General features: G+C 58.6%; 18 protein-coding genes. 12 read left to right on the top strand and 6 right to left on the bottom strand.

Annotation, left to right across the window (positions count from 1 at the left end; translation table 11 throughout):
• The first annotated feature begins 3 nt into the window (after positions 1-3).
• The 5 genes from A3730_RS23170 to A3730_RS23150 are packed head-to-tail and all read left to right on the top strand — an operon-like array spanning position 4 to position 5,692.
• Positions 4-1,101, top strand: coding sequence for a branched-chain amino acid ABC transporter permease (locus A3730_RS23170; RefSeq protein WP_063521446.1), 1,098 nt, complete (start codon positions 4-6; stop codon positions 1,099-1,101).
• Entirely contained in the window at positions 1,098-1,868 is a 771-nt protein-coding gene (locus tag A3730_RS23165) for an ABC transporter ATP-binding protein (protein ID WP_063521445.1), read from the top strand. Before A3730_RS23170 ends, A3730_RS23165 begins: the two co-directional genes overlap by 4 nt.
• Entirely contained in the window at positions 1,865-2,665 is an 801-nt protein-coding gene (locus A3730_RS23160) for an ABC transporter ATP-binding protein (protein ID WP_063539057.1), read from the top strand. The genes A3730_RS23165 and A3730_RS23160 overlap by 4 nt, the downstream gene beginning before the upstream one ends.
• Positions 2,638-4,479: a long-chain fatty acid--CoA ligase gene (locus tag A3730_RS23155; RefSeq protein ID WP_231884022.1), complete on the top strand. Its 1,842-nt coding sequence runs from the start codon at positions 2,638-2,640 to the stop codon at positions 4,477-4,479. The genes A3730_RS23160 and A3730_RS23155 overlap by 28 nt, the downstream gene beginning before the upstream one ends.
• A gap of 22 nt (positions 4,480-4,501) precedes the next feature.
• Positions 4,502-5,692, top strand: coding sequence for an ABC transporter substrate-binding protein (locus tag A3730_RS23150; protein ID WP_082872506.1), 1,191 nt, complete (start codon positions 4,502-4,504; stop codon positions 5,690-5,692).
• 200 nt (positions 5,693-5,892) lie between these two features.
• Here the strand turns inward: A3730_RS23150 and A3730_RS23145 are convergent, their stop codons facing one another.
• The 3 genes from A3730_RS23145 to A3730_RS23135 form a co-directional block, all read right to left on the bottom strand.
• Complete coding sequence (locus tag A3730_RS23145; RefSeq protein ID WP_063520840.1) at positions 5,893-6,489, bottom strand: GNAT family N-acetyltransferase; 597 nt, start codon at positions 6,487-6,489, stop codon at positions 5,893-5,895.
• 433 nt (positions 6,490-6,922) lie between these two features.
• Positions 6,923-8,122, bottom strand: a complete 1,200-nt coding sequence (locus tag A3730_RS23140) for an acyl-CoA desaturase (RefSeq protein WP_063520197.1) — start codon at positions 8,120-8,122, stop codon at positions 6,923-6,925.
• A 10-nt stretch (positions 8,123-8,132) separates the two neighbouring features.
• The gene (locus A3730_RS23135) at positions 8,133-9,251 is read right to left on the bottom strand and encodes a ferredoxin reductase (protein ID WP_063520198.1); all 1,119 of its coding nucleotides are present in this window, start codon (positions 9,249-9,251) and stop codon (positions 8,133-8,135) included.
• A gap of 776 nt (positions 9,252-10,027) precedes the next feature.
• Between A3730_RS23135 and A3730_RS23130 the strand changes: the two genes are divergently transcribed.
• Complete coding sequence (locus A3730_RS23130; RefSeq protein ID WP_063520199.1) at positions 10,028-10,450, top strand: hypothetical protein; 423 nt, start codon at positions 10,028-10,030, stop codon at positions 10,448-10,450.
• A 107-nt stretch (positions 10,451-10,557) separates the two neighbouring features.
• Positions 10,558-11,622 (top strand): NAD-dependent epimerase/dehydratase family protein, encoded by a 1,065-nt coding sequence (locus A3730_RS23125; protein WP_231880634.1) that lies wholly within the window; start codon positions 10,558-10,560, stop codon positions 11,620-11,622.
• Between the two features lie 85 nt (positions 11,623-11,707).
• Here A3730_RS23125 and A3730_RS23120 read toward each other — a convergent pair whose 3' ends face one another.
• Positions 11,708-12,415, bottom strand: a complete 708-nt coding sequence (locus A3730_RS23120; protein WP_063520439.1) for an FMN-dependent NADH-azoreductase — start codon at positions 12,413-12,415, stop codon at positions 11,708-11,710.
• 122 nt (positions 12,416-12,537) lie between these two features.
• Between A3730_RS23120 and A3730_RS23115 the strand changes: the two genes are divergently transcribed.
• Positions 12,538-13,443, top strand: coding sequence for a LysR substrate-binding domain-containing protein (locus A3730_RS23115; protein ID WP_063520440.1), 906 nt, complete (start codon positions 12,538-12,540; stop codon positions 13,441-13,443).
• Between the two features lie 68 nt (positions 13,444-13,511).
• On the opposite strand, the gene A3730_RS23110 is transcribed toward A3730_RS23115, so the two are convergent.
• On the bottom strand, positions 13,512-14,453 hold the full coding sequence (locus tag A3730_RS23110) for a hypothetical protein (protein ID WP_063520441.1): 942 nt from the start codon (positions 14,451-14,453) through the stop codon (positions 13,512-13,514).
• Positions 14,454-14,583: 130 nt separating this feature from the next.
• Between A3730_RS23110 and A3730_RS23105 the strand changes: the two genes are divergently transcribed.
• Positions 14,584-15,213, top strand: coding sequence for a TetR/AcrR family transcriptional regulator (locus A3730_RS23105; protein WP_063539053.1), 630 nt, complete (start codon positions 14,584-14,586; stop codon positions 15,211-15,213).
• 107 nt (positions 15,214-15,320) lie between these two features.
• Here A3730_RS23105 and A3730_RS23100 read toward each other — a convergent pair whose 3' ends face one another.
• Positions 15,321-15,740 (bottom strand): CBS domain-containing protein, encoded by a 420-nt coding sequence (locus tag A3730_RS23100; protein ID WP_007151042.1) that lies wholly within the window; start codon positions 15,738-15,740, stop codon positions 15,321-15,323.
• Positions 15,741-15,985: 245 nt separating this feature from the next.
• Between A3730_RS23100 and A3730_RS23095 the strand changes: the two genes are divergently transcribed.
• The 3 genes from A3730_RS23095 to A3730_RS23085 all read left to right on the top strand — a co-directional run.
• Positions 15,986-16,834, top strand: coding sequence for a class I SAM-dependent methyltransferase (locus tag A3730_RS23095; RefSeq protein ID WP_063521172.1), 849 nt, complete (start codon positions 15,986-15,988; stop codon positions 16,832-16,834).
• A gap of 194 nt (positions 16,835-17,028) precedes the next feature.
• Positions 17,029-17,610, top strand: a complete 582-nt coding sequence (locus A3730_RS23090) for a hypothetical protein (RefSeq protein WP_156497120.1) — start codon at positions 17,029-17,031, stop codon at positions 17,608-17,610.
• A gap of 3 nt (positions 17,611-17,613) precedes the next feature.
• Positions 17,614-17,921, top strand: a 308-nt coding sequence (locus A3730_RS23085) for a nuclease-related domain-containing protein (protein WP_197477590.1), incomplete at its 3' end; no start/stop codon positions are given.

Below are 17,921 nucleotides of genomic sequence, written 5' to 3'. Positions count from 1 at the left end.
GCCATGAGTAATCGTTTTAAAAGCCGTTACGACGACGATATCAACCTGTTTGAAGGCCGCTGGCACCTGGCCCAGTACGCGATATTGGCAGCGTTGCTGCTGGCGGCGCCCTGGGTGCTTGGCAGCTACTATCTGGGCGAACTAACCGCCGTTCTGGTGTGGTCCCTGGCCGGCCTGGGGCTGATGCTGATCAGTGGTCATACCGGGCAGGTGAGTCTCGGACATGCGGCCTTTATGGCCATTGGTGCCTTTACCAACCTGGCGTTGATGCAGCGTGGCTGGCATTTCATTCCTGCACTGCTGGCCAGCGCGGTGACCTCCGGAGTCGCCGGGGCCATCATCGCGCGGCCGATTCTGCGCATGAGCGGTATTTACCTGGCCATCGCTACCCTGGCACTGAGCATCATTCTTGAAGATGTGGCGATCATGGCCGAACCGGTGACCGGTGGGGTGGCAGGGGTGTTTGCGCCGCCCATCGAGCTGTTTGGTCTGGCGGTGGACCGTTACGCCACGCCCAGAGCCTTTTACTACATCTGCCTGGCGGTGTTGGTACTGGTGACGCTGGGCTATCTGAACCTGCTGCGCAGTGGTTCCGGGCGCTCTTTCCTGGCGGTGCGCGACAGTGAAGTGTCTGCCCGCGCTCTGGGGGTGAATGTGACCCGGGCCAAAACCCTGGCGTTCAGCCTGTCCTGTGCCATTACCGGTCTGGCGGGGGCGCTTTATGGGCATCTGGCCCAGGCGGTGAACTATGAAAGTTTCCTGGTGCTGATCTCCATTACCCTGCTGCTGCAGGTGGTGATCGGTGGCCTGGGTTCGGTTCATGGGGCCTTTTTCGGTGCCATCGTGGTGGTGCTGCTGCCGCAGGTCATTGCCATTGCCCGGGATTATCTGGATAACGCGGCGGGCATCAAGATCGCGGCCTATCCGGGCATGGACACGGCCCTGTTCGCGCTGTTGATTCTGCTCATGGTGATTTATGAGCCGCGGGGGCTGTATGGCGTCTGGTTCAAGGTGCGTACCTGGTTGCAGCTGTTCCCGCTGTATCGCAAGGGCATGTTCCGCCGTACCCGAACCTACCTGAAAACGGAGCGCCAACGATGAGTCTGTTACAGGTCAAGGATCTCTCCATCTCCTTCGGGGGCGTTAAAGCGGTGGACGGTGTCAGCTTCGACGTGGAAGCCGGCGAAGTCTTTACCCTGGTTGGCCCTAACGGGGCGGGCAAGTCCACCATCTTCAATCTGATCAGCCGCCTGTATGAACCCAGTGCCGGCCAGATCGTTTTCAATGGTCAGGACATTACCCGCCTGCCGGCCCATGACGTGGCCGGGCTGGGTATCGCCCGGACCTTCCAGAACATCGAATTGTTTGATCACTCTTCGGTACTGCAGAACCTGTTGATCGGTCGTCACTGTCGCCGTAATACCCTCTGGTTCGAAGAGCTGTTGTTCCTGCCCAAAGTGCGGCGCAGTGAACGGGAGCATCGGCTGCTGGTGGAGGAGGTAATCGACTTTCTCGATTTGGCCCCCTATCGCGACAAGCTGATTGCCGGTTTGCCCTACGGGGTGCGCAAGGTGGTGGAAATCGCCCGGGCGCTGGCCAGTGAGCCGAAACTGATTTTGCTGGATGAGCCGGCCTCCGGCCTCAGTGTGGAAGAAACCCAGAACATGGCCTGGTGGATCGAGGACATGCAGAAAGATCTGGGCCTTACCGTGCTGATGGTGGAGCACGACATGAGCCTGGTGTCACGGGTATCCGACCGGGTGCTGGCGGTGGCAGAAGGGCATCCGCTGGCCATGGGCACCGCTGCACAAGTGCAGGCGGACCCGAAAGTGATTGAAGCCTATCTGGGCTCGGAGGCCACATCATGAGTGACGCGGCAGAGAAAACCCTGAGCGCCCAGCCCCTGTTGCAGGTCAAGAATCTGGAAGCGTTTTACGGACCGGTAATGGCCCTGCGCGGGGTATCCATTGATGTCCACGAAGGCTCGGTGGTTGCCATCCTCGGTGCCAACGGTGCCGGCAAGACCACCCTGATGAAAACCATTTCCGGGGCGCTGGCGCCGCGCAAGGGCAGTGTCACCCTGGCGGGTGAGCATATCGAAGGCAGCGAGCCGGACAAGCTGGTGCACAAGGGCATTGCCCATGTGCCGGAAGGCCGTGAGGTATTCCCGTTTCTGAGTGTTGAAGAAAACCTGCTCATGGGAGCCTACACCCGTCGAGACAAGGACGGGATTCGTCAGGACATTGCCATGGTCTATGACTATTTTCCGATTCTTCAGGAACGTCGCAACCAGGCCGCAGGTACGCTTTCCGGTGGGCAGCAACAGATGCTGGCCATCGGCCGCGGGCTGATGTCGCGGCCGTCGGTGATGCTCCTTGATGAGCCCTCACTGGGGCTGTCGCCGCTGCTGGTACAGGAAATTTTCGCCATCGTTCGTCGCCTCAACAAGGAGCAGGGCGTAACCCTGTTGCTGGTGGAGCAGAACGCCCAGGTAGCGCTGAATACGGCGGACCATGGTTATGTACTGGAAACCGGCCGGATCGTGATGGATGGCAGCGCGCAGGACCTGCTCGCCAGTGACGATATTCGCGAGTTCTATCTGGGCCAGTCGGCGGGGGATGACCGACCGGAAAAACGTTGGAAACGGAAAAAGACCTGGCGCTGATGATGACTGAAAATAATACCACAACCACTCAGCTCCACGGTTGCGACACCGTGGTCAAACTCTGGCGCAAGCAATGCCTGGAGCGGGGCAATAATATTGCCCACCGCGAAAAGGAACTGGGCATCTGGCAGAGCCATACCTGGCTGGATTATTACGAGAAAGCCCGCGCCATTGGCGTTGCGCTGCTGTCGCTGGGACTGGAACGCGGTCAGCCGGTTTCGATTCTCAGTGAAGACAACAAGGAATGGCTGTACTGCGATCTGGGTATTGCCGGCGCCGGGGGTATCAGTAACGGCGTCTACACCACCGACAGCCCCGAGCAGTTGGCGTACCTGATCAACGACAGTGAATCGGCCTTCCTGTTTGTAGAAAACGATGAGCAACTGGACAAGTATCTGACCGTGCGTGATCAGGTGCCCACGCTGAAAAAAGTCATCGTCTACGACCGCAAGGGGCTACGGGATTTTGACGATCCCATGGTCATGTTCCTGGATGAGCTTTACGCCCTGGGTGAACAGATCCCGGATGCAGAAGCGCAGTTCAGTGCCAGCATTGCCCAGAGCCAGCCCGATGATATCCGCATGCTGATCTATACCTCCGGCACCACCGGGGCGCCGAAGGGGGCCATGATCAGTCACCGCAATGTGCTGTTCCAGCTCGAGGCCGGTGAGCAGGTGCTGGATGCCCATGAAGACGATGATCAGCTTTGCTTCCTGCCCCTGTGTCATATTCTGGAACGGCTGGTGTCGGTGGAGCTGCCCATCTACAAAGGCTGTACCGTGAACTTTGCGGAAAGCCCGGAAACCGTATTCGAGAACCTGCGCGAAGTGTCACCGAATACCTTCGCCGCCGTGCCGCGCCTGTGGGAAAAAATCTACAGCTCCATGATGACCCTGCGTGATGAAGCCACGGCTTTCGGGCGTTGGTGTTTCGACCGTGCCGTGGCCGCCGGGGAAGCCTGGCACTGTGACCGCAATCGCTCGCCGCTGTCGGCCCTGCAGTACCAGTTCTGGAATCTTCTGGTGCTGCGCAATGTCCGGGATCTGATTGGCATGAACCGCCTGCGCCGGGGGACCACCGGGGCGGCTCCCATTGCTCCGGAACAGATCCGCTGGTTCCAGTCGTTGGGTGTGCCTTTGTTCGAAGGGTACGGCATGACCGAGACCACCGGTGTGGCCTCCCTGAACAGTATCAAGCGGGAGAAGGTGGGTACCGTGGGCGAAGCGTTGCCGGGCACGGAGGTGCGTATTGCCGAGAACGGCGAAGTGCTGGTGCGTGGTGGCCATGTCTTCGCCGGCTACTGGCGGAAACCGGAAAAAACCGCAGAAGACATCCGTGATGGCTGGCTGCATACCGGGGACGTGGGGCGCCTGGAAGATGGCATGCTCACCATCACCGGCCGTCTCAAGGACATCATTATCACGGCGGGGGGCAAGAATATTACCCCGGCGGAAATCGAAAGCCGGATGAAATTCTCCCCCTATATTTCCGATGCCGTGGTGATTGGTGACAAGCGTAAATACCTCACCTGCCTGATCATGATTGATCAGGAAAATGTGGAGAAATACGCCCAGGATCGCCAGGTACCGTTTTCCAATTTCGCTTCCCTGTGTCGGGCCAAAGAGGTGCTGGACCTCATCGACAGCATTGTTCAGGACGTGAATAAACAGTTCGCCCAGGTGGAACAAATCAAGTATTTCCGCCTGATCGATGTGCTGCTCACCGCCGAGGATGAGGAGCTGACCGCCACCATGAAGCTGAAGCGTTCCTTCGTGGAGAAAAAACACAAGCACCTGATTGATTCCATGTATTGATGGTACGAGAGGAGAGTGCATCATGAAGAAGCTTTGTCTGACGGCCCTGGCCGCCATAGCCCTTGTGGGCTGCAGTGACAACAAGGATGAAGAAAGTGCCGCGGTCGAGCCCGTGCGTGGCGTCACCGACACCGAGATTCGCCTGGGGGGCATGCATGACCTGTCTGGCGTGTTCGCCGCCTTCTCGTCGCCGGCGGTGCAGGTGGCCAACGACATGTTCGAAGAAGTGAACGAGCAGGGCGGCATTCATGGCCGCAAGATTCGTTATATCGTCGAAGACCATGCCTATCAGGTTCCCAAGGCAACGCAAGCGGTGAACAAGCTGGTCAGCCGCGATGAAGTCTTCGCCATGGTCATGAGCCTGGGGACGCCCCACAACCTGGCAGCATTCCCGATCATGGACCGTAACAACGTGCCCAGCATTCTTCCCCTGGCGCTTTCCAAGCCCATGGAAGAGCAGGGCGACTTCCGCTATCGCTACGTGTTCGGCCCCAGCTATTACGACGGTGTTCTTAAAGGTGTGAACAAGCTGGTGGAAACCGATGGCATCGAAAACCTGTGCGTGATGTATATCCCCTCCGACTTTGGTGAGGAAGTGAACCAGGCCGCCACCGACGCGGCTGCCAACAATGATGCCCTGAATCTGTTGGAAAGCTCCTCCCATCGCCCTGACGAAAGTGATTTCACCGGCACCCTGGCGCGCCTGCGCGATGCGGGCTGTGAGCTGGTGGCAGTGGCGCTGCCGGTGCGCCCGATCATCACCGTGGTGGCCACGGCCAAGCAGATGGGCTGGGATGATGCCAAGTTCATCGTCTCCCAGGCGGGTTTCCATTCCGCCGTTGCCGCTGCACCGGGTGGCGTCACCGAGGGGTTGTATGGCGTAGCGTCCTGGGAAGATATCGTCAGCCGCATGCAGCATGTGCCGGAAACCCAGGCCTGGGCGGATGAGTACAAGGAAACATACGGCGAGCTGCCCAGTGGTGGTGCTGTCCTGGGGCGCGTTGGCGCCATGGTCATGATCAACGCCCTGCGCGATGCAGGCCCGGACCTGACCACCGAATCCTTCCTGGATGCCATGGAGTCGCTCAAGTTCACCGACAAGGTGACCGGTGTCGATACCCAGATGAGCGAGACCAATCACCGCGCCGGCAGCGGGATCATCCTGTCTCAGGTGAAGGATGGCATCTGGCGGCCCGTTGCTGAAATGGAATAAGCCGCAATAGATGCAACAGAGACAACCACCGGCCCGCAAGGGGCGGTGGTTTTCAGTTTTTATCCTGTTTTTTCTACGACTTTTCTCTCTGCGTTCTGAGCGCGCCCGCCACTGACAACCCTCCCGGTTCATCACTTTTCCGTTAAACAGCCGCGCTGCATTTTGGTAATCCACTCTGAACTTTCGGTTGAGTGACGAGGCTATTTGCTCTGCCGCAGCATGGCCCAGTGTCGTACCGGGGTCCCGGGGATGTCATCTTCATGCACCACCTCAAAACCGAACCGTTGATACAGGGACACATTGTTCGGGTTGTGGGTATCCAGGTAGCAGGGCAGTCCTTGCTCGTCTAGCTGATCCAGCGAGGGTTGTAACAACGGGGTCGATAGCCCGCGGCCCTGTTGCGATGGATCGATACCGAGTAGCAGCAGATACACATGGGGCGTGCTGAGAACACGATGGTGTACTGCCTGCATGGCATTGCCTGCCTGCATCTGGCGTTTTATCGCGCCGGGGCCTTGCTTGATCAGGGCGCGCACCGCGCCGAAGCGCAGCATATCGGCCACGCTGTGCCGCAGGGCTGATGATGGCAGCCAGACAGCGGCACCATCCTGTGGTTGCTGGGTGGTGTGTACCTGACCGTTTTGACTGGCATGGGCAACCAGAAACCGGAAGGTAGGGTACGCCAGCGCTTCACGTTGCGTTGCGTTCGGGAAGAAGTAGGCAAACAGAGGGTCATGGAAAAAGGCCCGGCAGAACATGTGGGCGATGTCGTTGAGGGGCGGTTGGGGTGTTGTCATTTAAGGAGTATCCGGCAGCGTCATGGAGGAGCATACCGGAAAAAGCAGGTTCATCGCGGAATTGAGTGAGGAGCCGGTTTCAGGGTGGCTCTCATTATCCCGACATTGGCAATGCTGGACGTCGGATGCCCGACCGCTGACGCTTAGTCAAAATCGGAAAACGAAGTTTCCATGCCATGTTCGTAAAGTGAATGACCCCGTCATTCCATGAATCATCGCCCCCTGAGCATTCCTCAAAAGACGTAGTGACATAGCGATAACCTCGCAGACTATATGCGGCATCAGGCATCAGGCATCAGGCATCAGGCATCAGGCATCAGGTATCAGGCATGGAGAGCGTGGCAACCTGTGAGCTATTCACTCTAATCCGCAGTTAACCAAAGCACTGGACCGGTGCAGCCAGCTGCGTGCACCGGGCCAGGCGGGGCTACGTTCAGGAATGCGAGGCCTGGCTTTGGCTCCCTTCGTAGGGTTCACCGCCGCCGGGAAAGGCCAGCCGCAGGTTGTTCAGCCAGGTGGTGCCAAACTGTCGGAACAGGGAAGCGCTGTTGTACGGAATGCCGTAACGGTCTGCCAGCGCTCGCACCCGTGGGGCCACTTCCTTGTAGCGGTTGCTGCACATGTCCGGGAACAGGTGATGTTCGATCTGGTGCGACAGGTTACCGGACAGGATATGGAACAGCTTGCCGCCCTCGATGTTGCAGGAACCCAGCATCTGGCGCAGATACCAGCGACCACGGGTTTCGCCTTCCACCTGTTCCAGGGTGAAGTTGTGGGCTCCGGCGGGGAAGTGCCCGCAGAAGATAATGGTGAATGCCCAGATGTTGCGGATCAGGTTGGCCACCGCATTGGCGCCGGCCACCATGCCGAACACCAGCAGGGGCGAGAAGGGCACATAGAAGGAAATCGGGATCGCCACCAGCGCCGCCGCCAGCGGCCAGGCGATGTAATCCTTGGCCACCTGACGCCATACCTTGTAGCCGATACGTTTTAACAGCGGCGTGAAATCCTTCAGCTTGTTCTTGCCTTTCAGGTGGTCATCAATGGCCTGTTCATGAACGGCCACGCCTTCCTCGAACAGCAGCATCAGCAAAATGAAATAGATTGGCTGTAGCAAGAACGCCGGCTTCCATTTTTGCATGGGCGTCACCCGCATAATGCCGTAGCCCACATCCAGGTCTTTTTCCAGCACATTGGTCCAGGTGTGGTGCACCACATTGTGCGAATGCATCCAGCGGTCCGAGGGGCTCATGGTGTCCCATTCCCAGGTGTTGGACTGGATTTCCGGGTCCTTCATCCAGTCCCACTGGGCATGCAACACGTTGTGGGCGATTTCCATGTTTTCCAGAATCTTGGCGATGCCGAGCGCGAACACGCCCAGGCCCATGAGGGTGAGTGCCACTGGCCAGGTTGCCAGCGCGTGCCCCCAGGCGGGAATGAAAAACAGCGACAGGTAAATCACAAAGCGGGAGCTCACCGCCATGGTGCGCTGGGTCTTGATCACCTTGAGGATATAGGCCCGGTCACGGTCGCCCCGGGAATCAAACACCTCGTTGCGAATGGCTTCCAGCTCGTTGCCAAATTCTTCGATCTGTTCGTCGGTCAGGTCGACCGGGTATTGATGGGTTTTCATTATTGTTCCCTCACAAATCCAGTTCGCAGTCGCCGGCGGCGGCGCAGATGCAGGTTTGTACAATGCTGCCAGCTTCGTTCAGTACCTCGCCGGTGCGCAGGTCACGCACACACCCGGACACCAGCGTGGTGTTGCAGGTATGGCAGATGCCCATGCGGCAGCCGTGGGGCGGGTTCATTCCGGCCGCCTCGGCCACTTTCAGTAGTGGCGTGTCGCTGTCGCCGTCGGTTTCCACATCGCTCTGGGCGAAGCGCACCCGGCCACCCACCGCATCGGCGGGCACCTCGGTAAAGGGCGCACGGAATCGCTCCACATGCAGTCGGCGAATACAGCCGGCTTCGGTCATGCATTGCTCGATCGCTTCCAGCAGCGAAGGTGGGCCGCAGGCGTACACATCCCGGTCTTTCCAGTCCGGGCAGAGCGCATCCAGCTGTGCTGCAGAAAAACGGTTACGGCTCGGGTCCTCGCCTTCGCGGCTGTAAATCAGATGCAGGTGATAGCGATCGTTGTAGCGATCCATCGCCTTCAATTCCTTGCCCAGCACCACATCAAACTCGTGGGGCGCATAGTGGATATGATGAGTATCGGGTAGGCGCCCCTGGGCAATCAGGCTGTTGATCATGCTGAACGCGGGGGTAATACCGCTGCCGGCGGTAATGAACAGCGGCTGGATAGGCTGTGCATCGGGCAGATAGAAATCCCCCTGGGGCAGGCCGATGGGCAGGTAGTCGCCCACCTTGATATTGCGCACGATGTGGTGGGAGATAGTCCCCTTGTCGATGGCTTTCACCGTGATCGTGAAGCAATCGTCTTCGCGCTCGGGGGGCGAGGAAATGGTGTAGGTGCGGGTGTAATGCTTGCCATCGGCAGGGATGCCCACTCGCACATGCTGGCCAGCCCGGTGCCCGCGCCAGTTCAGGCCGGGCCGCAGGGTGAGCGTGCGTGCGTCTTTGGTTTCATCCCACACTTTTACCACTCGGGCCTGCAGCTTGTGGGTGGTCCACAACGGGTTCACCAGTTCCAGGTAATGGGAGGTGCGCAGTGGCCAGGCAAAATAATCGGTGATGGTACTCAGTCGAGACCAGATGGACGATGATGCACCTGGCTCTGGCTGGGTGGGTTGACGCATAACGGTTCCTCTTTCGTTGTCATTATTCGAGGTTGTCGCTAACCCGGCATTGCAGGTGGTGTTGCAAGCGGGGGCATGGGGTGAACAGTGCCGCTGGGGCTGGCCGTCACAGTCCGTTCTTGTCCATATCGGTACCGGTAAAACCGCATCCCGGAGCGTTTGAGTATCCTCCTCTATCAAGTCCGCAGGCCAATGACCTTAACCGAATCTGTACGCAAACCCTGTGCAGAAAAACACTGCTTACGCTGCGTTAATGAACATGTGTTCACATTGGGCTTTAGCGTAAAACTACTGCTGCCATGCTGTCCAGCCTTTCTTGATTAGCGGTGCTAGGTTTCACTGGTGACGTGCCTGTGTGCCTGGGCGTTGAGGCCGAAAACAGGACGGAATGGTTAAGTTCCTATGGGAAAGTAAGAGAAGGCTTACAGACGCAGGTGGGGGATGTGGTGATAATTTGATCACCTGCTACGTAGAATTGCTGAAATAAATCCTGCGTATTCATTCTTATCTGGCAGGGGTGGTGTTCACTAACGGTGATCAAGGATGCATTTGCACCTTGCCTGACGCTGAACACAGTGAAACCGAATACTGCTGCTGGTTCCTCGTTTACCCCGGCCTTGCCCGGGGTTTTTATTGTCCGGGATAAGGGCGCTTTTCATCCTGTGGGCCATTGATGGCGGCTAGATTCAGCCCTCACGTTTTTCTGTTATGGGATATGCTAGCGTCTGTCTGCTTACACCGCCGCTTACTCGATAGTGCAGTCCAACGGAGATTCAATGGCTAACCCGAAGCAACAATGGCTACAGGCCTTCACCGCTGGTTTTATCGCCACTCTGCTGTTCCATCAGGGCGTGCTGGCCCTGTTCTGGCTGGGCGGCCTTATCCCTGCCTTTCCATGGAACATGACCCCGGTGCCACCACTGGGTGTACCACAAGTGATGTCCCTGGCCTTCTGGGGTGGTGTGTGGGGCTTGCCGGTGTGGTGGATCATTCGCCGCTGGCAGAGCATGAAGTTCTGGCTCAGCGCCATCGTCATCGGTGCCATCGGCCCGACCCTGGTGGCGATGCTGCTGGTGTTCCCCATGAAAGGGCTGGACGTGAATGCCACCAAGGTCGTGGGAGGTTTGATTGTGAACGCTGCCTGGGGGCTGGGGTTGGCAGCCTGGATGCAGTTCAACCGGTGGCGGTGGAGTGCGTGATCCGGGCGCACCACCGGCCATGGAAAGCAAATGGCTCGAACAGCCCTGGACGTTCTGTCCCCACATCGTGATAGCGTTAGCCCTCTTTTTCATGGCGGGAGCCAAGCATGCCCAGTAACACCCATACCGTGATGATTACCGGCGCCTCGGGCTATATCGCCAGCTGGATCGTTAAACTCCTGCTGGAAGCCGGCCACACTGTGCACGCCACTGTGCGCAACCCCGACAAGGCCAAAAGCGTGGATCACCTGAAGCGTCTTGCCGAATCGGCGCCCGGCACCCTGAAACTGTTCAAAGCGGATTTGCTGGATGCGGACAGTTTTGATGCGCCCATGCAGGGCTGCGACATCCTCATGCACACCGCCTCGCCCTTCGTGCTGGATGGCTTTACCGATGCCTACGAGGCCCTGGTACGCCCGGCCGTGGAAGGCACCCGCAATGTGCTCAATGCCGCCAACCGTTGCGACCCCCTCAAGCGTGTGGTGCTCACCAGTAGCGTGGCCTCCGTGTACGGTGATGCCACCGAGATGAAGGGCAAGAGTGCTTTCACCGAAGCCGACTGGAACACCACCAGCAGCGTCGACCACAACCCGTACCAATATTCCAAGGTGGCTGCCGAGCGCGAGGCCTGGAAAATCCATGATGCCCAGAGCGGCGATGCAGCCAGCCGCTGGGATCTGGTCACCATCAACCCGGGCATGGTGTATGGGCCGTCACTCACCAACGCCAGCCACTCCGCCAGTATCGGCACCCTGCTGGACATGGGGCGCGGTAAGCTGCGTACCGGTGTGCCGGACCTGTCATACGGCATGGTGGATGTGCGTGAAGTGGCTCAGGCGCATCTGTTGGGCGCGTTTAATCAAAGCGCAGAAGGCCGCTATATCCTGGTCAGCGAATCCGTTTCCATGCTGGATATCGCCGCCATTCTGCGCAAGCAATTCGGTCGCCAATATCCCTTCCCGATGATGAAGGTGCCCAAGCCGGTGGTATGGGCGGTCGGCCCGTTCATGGGCCCGGTGACCCGCAAGTTCATCAGCCGCAACGTGGGGTATCCATTGCACTTCGACAACACTCGCAGCAAAGCGCTGGGTGTGAACTACCGTGCAGCCAGCGATACCCTCAAAGATCACTTCGAGCAGGTGTTGGAAGACGGGCTGGTGCGGCGGCGTTAAACCACGGACCCGCTTGCATGACGAATGGCCTGCCATCCCTGCGCGGGCTTTCGTCATGCAGGTATTCTTCCCTCCGATGCTTAAATCAGCCCAGTGCGTAATCCGCTTGCGGCGTTTCGCTGGTAGCGCTCTGCAACTGCTCCACCAAGGCATCCACCTCCTGCTCGGCCTGGCGAATCGACGCGGCCAATCGTTCCCCGCCTTCTTCCTGATGTTCAACGGCAACGTAGTGAATGCGGGTAATGCCGATAAACTGCAGCACGGTAGTGAGGCCCGGTTCCAGATGATTCAGGTGGGCCAGATCGCCGCCGTGATTGAAGCCGGCGCCACCCCGTGACGACAGGATGACCGCGTGGCGAGGACGATCCGCCAGCAGCGGGGTGAACGGATCCTCCGGCCGGGTTTCGTCATAGCCCACCGTGCGGCCCATGCGCACGATCTGGTCCACCCATGCCTTCAGCGCAGCGGGCATCCCGAAGTTATAAAGCGGTGCGCCGATGACCAGCACATCGGCCGCAATCAGTTCATCAATCAACTGATCGCTTTCGGTCAGCACGCCTGCCATCCAGGGCTGCTGATGGGCGGCTGGCGTAAAGGCCGCTTCGATCCAGGGTTGGTCGATAATGGCCGGAGGGGCTGCGCCCAGATCCCGCTGGGTGACGGCGGTGTTCGCAGAGGCCGCTTGCCAGCGGCTGATGAAGCGTTGCGTCAGGCGGCGGCTGATGGAGCCGTGGGCGTCTTGACCGGCAAGGCCGGGGCGGGCGCTGGCATCCAGTTGCAGAAGGTGTGTCATGGTGGGCTCCTTGTTTTGTGAGTTGAACTCATTCATCGTTAAGCGCAAGACAAGCCTAGTGGCGGGCAATAAGGCGCCACAAACGATCATTATTTTCATTAATAGATGAGTTTAATTCAGTTATGAGCCCTCGCCGGTTACCGTCCCTTTCTGCCTTGCGTGCTTTTGAAGCCGCCGCCCGCCATGAAAGTGCCAAACAGGCCGCCAGTGAGCTGTCTGTGACGGCCACGGCCATCAGCCACCATATTCGCGGTCTTGAGGAATCGCTTGGGGTGGCACTGTTCGTGCGCAAGCCCCGGCAATTGTTGCTGACACCGCAGGGCCGGGAACTGTTTCTGTCACTGGAGACGGCCTTCGACAGCATTGCTGACGCGGTGGACCGCGTGAAAGCGGCGCCGACCCGCCTGGCAGCAACGCTGTCCACCACGCCAGCGGTGGCTGTGCGCTGGCTGTTGTCGTGGGTCTGCATGCTGCGGGATGCGCACCCGGAAATAGACCTGCGCATCCATGCTTCTCATGAACCGGTTGCCCTGGATGGGGTCACCGCCGACCTGGCAATCCGTTATGGCGATGGCGACTGGCCGGGACTGGTGGCGGAGAAGCTGTTCGATAACACTTTTATTCCGGCTTGCAGCCCTTATCTGAAACTGGACGACGTGGCGGACTTAACCGACCACCCACTGATTCACTTCCGCCCACAAGGCGCCTTGGCGGCTCCCATGGACTGGGCCGGTTGGCAAAAACGGGTCCAGGTGGCGGGGCTGGATGTCAGTGCCGGGCTGGTATTTTCCGACGAAACCCACGCTATTTCCGCCGCCATCGGCGGGCAGGGCGTGGCCCTGATGAGCCAAACCCTGATTGCCGATGAACTGGCTGAAGGGCGGTTGGTTCAGCCCTTCGGGCCGGAACTGGAAGGCAAACCGTTCTATCTGGTGTACCCGGAAAATCGGCGGGATGACCCGGTGATTAAAGCAATTCGGGATTGGGTGATGGGGGTGCCGGGGGGCTTGTGCCCGGCGGCAGGGTAGGCGGCTAATGTTTGTTGATCGCGGTTAGCAGCGCTACCGCATAGGGGAAACGACGAAGGGCCGTCCGGCTAATCCGTCGGCTTCCAGGTAACGTCACCCACCCAGCTGGGTTTTTTCGGCAAGGCCCAGCGGGGGATTCTGTCGGTAGCCCGCACCATCAGGTCCACCGGTACGTGGTAATACTTGTTGTTACGGTCCGCCATGATTTTCATGTGGGTGCTGATCAGGCGGAACAACAGATTGCTGCGGCCCGCTTCGGTGCGGCCACCGATTTTCTCGAACTTGGCGGTAGCCTGGTAAAGCTTTTCTTCCGGCAGCCCGGCGAGCACCACGTTATCACGCATCTTGTTGAGCAAGGGAAAGTGTACCGCCGCGCCCAGAATGATCTGTGGCTTGAGCAAGCGGCCCATGGTGCGCATCAGCGACATATTGATCCTGCTGCCCACCTTGCTCTGCCCGTACTGTTCCATGACGGCAAAGCCCACGCCAAGGTGGCGCGATTCGTCATCGTTGATCTTCGCGAACGCCTCATGGCATACCGGGTCCTTCACGGTATCGAGCAGGAACTTGCACAGGGCGCCATCCAGCGCCACCTCAAGAGCCGGAGTGATGGTCCCCAGAATCCGGTAATCCAGGTCATCCGCATAGCGCTCCATCCAGTCCACTACCAGGCGGATATTGTTGTTCGGTGGCGGCATGTTGCCGTCGGCGTCGAGCATGCCCCAGCGCTTCATCAGCGCCACTTCCGCGTTGGCATGGCGCTGTTCTTCGGCATAAAAATAGGTATAGATCTGCCGTAGCGTATCCGTGGGGGCGCTTTTCGCCATGGCGGCAAAGCCTCGCCCGCCGATGTGCTCAATCCACACCAGGTCCGCCATGAAATCACGCAGCCTGGGCCACTGTTCCTCGGTAATCAGTTCCGCCCCTGGTGCCTCCCAGTCAATGTCCGTGAGCGCCCATTGGGTGTTGCGGATCTTTACCAGCATCTGGTCCAGGTCGACGGTTGCCATGGTGTTCACTCCTGCAGTGACAGCGGATTGTGTCTGTCGTGGGCTGCATGCCTCACGTCTGCCCGGTGGTTGACAGCTTCCAGAATCAGTACCACAGTAATTCGAATATTTATTCGGGTTCAATTCGGTTATGGACAAGACGCGTAAGCCCAAGCAGGAACGCTCAAGGAAGACGGTCGAAGCGATTGTTGAGGCGGGGTTTATCTTTATTTCCCGGGAAGGGCGTGAGGCACTCACAACCACTAAAGTGGCTGATATTGCTGGGGTTAGTGTGGGCACACTCTACGAATACTTCAGCAACAAGGAGGAAATTCTGGATGCCATGTACGCCCGTTTCTCCGACGACGTGGTGGTCATGCTCAAGGAGGTCACCCCCGAGGTTATTCGGAAAAAACCGGACGAAGGCATCCTGCATATCCTGCAGCATCTCCGCGAGCTGCTAAGCCGCAACAACAAGCGCTACCTGCACTGTGCGGCTCTGCTCAGCCAGCATTTACCGCAGCAACATGTGGCACCGCTGCGGCAAGTGCTGGGCACGCTGTCCATGCAATACCTGTCCCGGAACCCGGAATACATCCACCTGCCCAACCTGCCGGTGATGAACTACATCATGACCCACGGCGGCATTGCGGCCCTGGTCCATCAGCTGAGCCATGACGACCCCATGGTGAGCTTCGACGAACTGTCCCAAGGGTTGGCGACCATGGCACGCCACATGATCGAAGGCAGCCGGCGCGATGCCGGCCTGGATTCGCCGTGAAGCATTGAGCATTACCTGGCGCTTGCGCACCAAAATAAGACACGCATGCGCGTGTTTTGAGCACCAAAAGTGCGCAAATCAGGCTATTGGCTACGCCAGGCGGCAGGCTAGCCCGCCTTTTGGCACAGCTCGGCCAGCTTCTGGTCCAGCATATTGAGTATGTGGCGGCGGCTGATCACGCCCACCACCTTGTTGGCGGCATCCACCACCGGGTAGATCTTGGGCTTGGCGGCCAACATTTGCTGGGCCAGGCTTAGCACGTCATCGGTGAGCGATACCGTCAGCACCTCGCTTTGCATCAGGTCCTTTACCGTGGCCACGCGCTGGTTGTGATACACCACCTGCAGCGCCGCCTGCAGGCATTCGCGCTCACTGATCCAGCCCACCAGCGTACCGGCGTCATCGGTGACCGGGCTGCCCAGCATGTCCAGTTTGATCAGGTTGCTGGAGGCTTCCACCACCGGCATCTCCGGGTGAATTGTCGCAAAGCGGGTGCTCATCAGGTCTTTGATGGATACAGAATCCATGGGGCTTACCTCTTGCTCTGGTCAGGGACCACAAAGGGTTCGGCCAGCACTTTCGCCGGCCACCAGGCAAGTTACTGCGGGAACCATGCCAACTTACCGCAGACGATGCCGGCTCCCCTTTTGTAGGAGCGCCACTTGAGGCGCGAACTTTTTACTCCCCTCCAAAAAACGTTGCTTGACCTAAAGCCGGCTTGAAGTGGCATGCTGACCGGTAACATCAAGGCGACGCCGCCCGGAGAGTGAGCATGACCATTTCAACAGAGACACCCGACAACCCGTCCACGCTGTGGAAAAGCGTGGGTGGGCGCAACTGGGTGGAATCCCAGCAGCTGATTGATCACCTGTTCAAACCCATTGAGGTGTTGCTGGCTGAGGCGGTGGAATGCCAGTCGCCACAGCGTGTTCTCGATATCGGTTGTGGCACCGGCGGCACAACCCGTGCGATCAGCCGTTATACGCGGGGTGGGGGGCAGGCAACCGGCGTCGATATTTCCGAGGTCATGATCGAGGCGGCGCGGCAGGGTGCGAAAAAGAACGGCGCAGAAAAGGCGGGGGCAGAGTTTATCTGTGCCGATGCTCAAGCCTATGTTTTTGTTGAAAGCCAGTACGACATGCTGGTCTCGCGCTTCGGCATCATGTTCTTCGACGATCCCATCAAGGCCTTCCAGAACCTGCGGCGTGCCGCCACCAGAGATGCCCGTGGGCTGTTCGTTGCCTGGCGCTCCCCGCAAGAAAACCCCTTCATGACCGCCGCCGCCCGTGCGGCCAAATCCATGGTCACGCTGCCACAACAAGCCCCGGACGCCCCTGGGCAGTTCGCCTTCGCAGAACCCAAACGTGTGGAAAGTATTCTTGAGGCTGCACAGTGGCATCACATCAGCATCGAACCACTGGATTTCGAATGCGCTTTCCCCGAGACCGAACTGATCGGCTACTTCACCCGCCTGGGCCCACTCGGCCGCGTTTTTCCCGACCTGGACGAAAAGACACAAGCCCAGCTCATTACCGTCGTCAGAGAAGCCTTTGAGCCCTTTGTGTTCGACGATACCGTGAAATTCAACGCCGCCTGTTGGCAGATCAAGGCACGAGCATAGGAGGTGCAGGAGCCTCACTAGAGGGGCGAACCATTACTTTTACCGTTGCCCGCAACAAAGAAACAAAGCCTCTGAAGCTTATTCATTTATTTGCGCCCGAAGATTGTGTACATTCGGAACTGGATCACAAATAGAAAGATACCAATAACAACAGGCCCGCCAGGATGGTGGGCAGGAAAGCAATGAGGGACTGGATGCTTTTATTCTGGGGAGCGCCTAACCAGAAAACCTGCCGAGTTATTCCCCAGCAGTGCCGAACCCTCTTCGTGCTGTACGCATTCCTGTGCTCACCGTTAGCCCATTCCGCCCTGCTCCTAGGCGTTTCACCCGGTGATTCATGTCTTGAAACCTATCAGATGGAAATTGCGCGGGGGGCGGAGGCGGATCTGCCTCTGGAAACCATGCTGGAGCAAGAGCTTCTGGCATTTCAACACAGTACCCCGGATCTCTCTGAAATAACCTGGTATCAATGCGATGCAGACAATGTCTCTATGGTTTATTACGGTGCCTGGTTCAATAGCGGGGCGGAGCAAAAGCGTTTCTTTGAAAACCATAGAGCAAAATTAGAGAGAAAGTTTGGGCAGCCATCATTCGATGCGTTTGATCTCGGCTGGATGGCGAAGCTCGTTTTGTGGCTCGACGGGAAAGAGGACATAACTGAAAAGCTGACACTGGTTCAGTGGCAGCCAGAAAATAGCGGGATGATTATGCTTGGATATTCTCGCCTGAATGTTCATGGCAAGGCCTATGGGGTCACCATGAGCTGGGAGCGGTAGGCAATGGCCACCGTCATCCCCAACCTCAGCACCTTGCGCGGTATGACCGCGGGCGAGCGGCGCCTGGGGCAGCGGCTGGAAACGCTGCTGGAGGATGATTACACCGTCTGGTACGACACCCCGGTGGGGCGCAGCCGACGCTACCCAGATTACATCATTCTTCATCCCGGTCGTGGCTTGCTGTTCCTTGAGGTGAAGGACTGGAAGCTGGATACCCTCAAACAAATCACGCCCCGTGATGTGGAAATCTTCACCTCCGATGGCCTGAAGACCGTCACCAACCCACTGCAGCAAGCCCGCCAGTGTGCGCT

Source organism: Alcanivorax sp. HI0044 (genome assembly GCF_001634945.1).
This window is presented reverse-complemented; position numbering and strand designations above follow the sequence as displayed.

What these genes read in the sequence shown, in the direction of transcription:
- A3730_RS23115 (WP_063520440.1), top strand. Translation starts at nt 12,538, where the DNA reads ATGAGCCCTCGCCGGTTACCGTCCCTTTCTGCCTTGCGTGCTTTTGAA.
- A3730_RS23105 (WP_063539053.1), top strand. Translation starts at nt 14,584, where the DNA reads ATGGACAAGACGCGTAAGCCCAAGCAGGAACGCTCAAGGAAGACGGTC.
- A3730_RS23130 (WP_063520199.1), top strand. Translation starts at nt 10,028, where the DNA reads ATGGCTAACCCGAAGCAACAATGGCTACAGGCCTTCACCGCTGGTTTT.
- A3730_RS23095 (WP_063521172.1), top strand. Translation starts at nt 15,986, where the DNA reads ATGACCATTTCAACAGAGACACCCGACAACCCGTCCACGCTGTGGAAA.
- A3730_RS23165 (WP_063521445.1), top strand. Translation starts at nt 1,098, where the DNA reads ATGAGTCTGTTACAGGTCAAGGATCTCTCCATCTCCTTCGGGGGCGTT.
- A3730_RS23140 (WP_063520197.1), bottom strand. Translation starts at nt 8,122, where the DNA reads ATGAAAACCCATCAATACCCGGTCGACCTGACCGACGAACAGATCGAA.
- A3730_RS23125 (WP_231880634.1), top strand. Translation starts at nt 10,558, where the DNA reads ATGCCCAGTAACACCCATACCGTGATGATTACCGGCGCCTCGGGCTAT.
- A3730_RS23145 (WP_063520840.1), bottom strand. Translation starts at nt 6,489, where the DNA reads ATGACAACACCCCAACCGCCCCTCAACGACATCGCCCACATGTTCTGC.
- A3730_RS23150 (WP_082872506.1), top strand. Translation starts at nt 4,502, where the DNA reads ATGAAGAAGCTTTGTCTGACGGCCCTGGCCGCCATAGCCCTTGTGGGC.
- A3730_RS23110 (WP_063520441.1), bottom strand. Translation starts at nt 14,453, where the DNA reads ATGGCAACCGTCGACCTGGACCAGATGCTGGTAAAGATCCGCAACACC.
- A3730_RS23135 (WP_063520198.1), bottom strand. Translation starts at nt 9,251, where the DNA reads ATGCGTCAACCCACCCAGCCAGAGCCAGGTGCATCATCGTCCATCTGG.
- A3730_RS23100 (WP_007151042.1), bottom strand. Translation starts at nt 15,740, where the DNA reads ATGGATTCTGTATCCATCAAAGACCTGATGAGCACCCGCTTTGCGACA.
- A3730_RS23160 (WP_063539057.1), top strand. Translation starts at nt 1,865, where the DNA reads ATGAGTGACGCGGCAGAGAAAACCCTGAGCGCCCAGCCCCTGTTGCAG.
- A3730_RS23120 (WP_063520439.1), bottom strand. Translation starts at nt 12,415, where the DNA reads ATGACACACCTTCTGCAACTGGATGCCAGCGCCCGCCCCGGCCTTGCC.
- A3730_RS23170 (WP_063521446.1), top strand. Translation starts at nt 4, where the DNA reads ATGAGTAATCGTTTTAAAAGCCGTTACGACGACGATATCAACCTGTTT.
- A3730_RS23090 (WP_156497120.1), top strand. Translation starts at nt 17,029, where the DNA reads ATGCTTTTATTCTGGGGAGCGCCTAACCAGAAAACCTGCCGAGTTATT.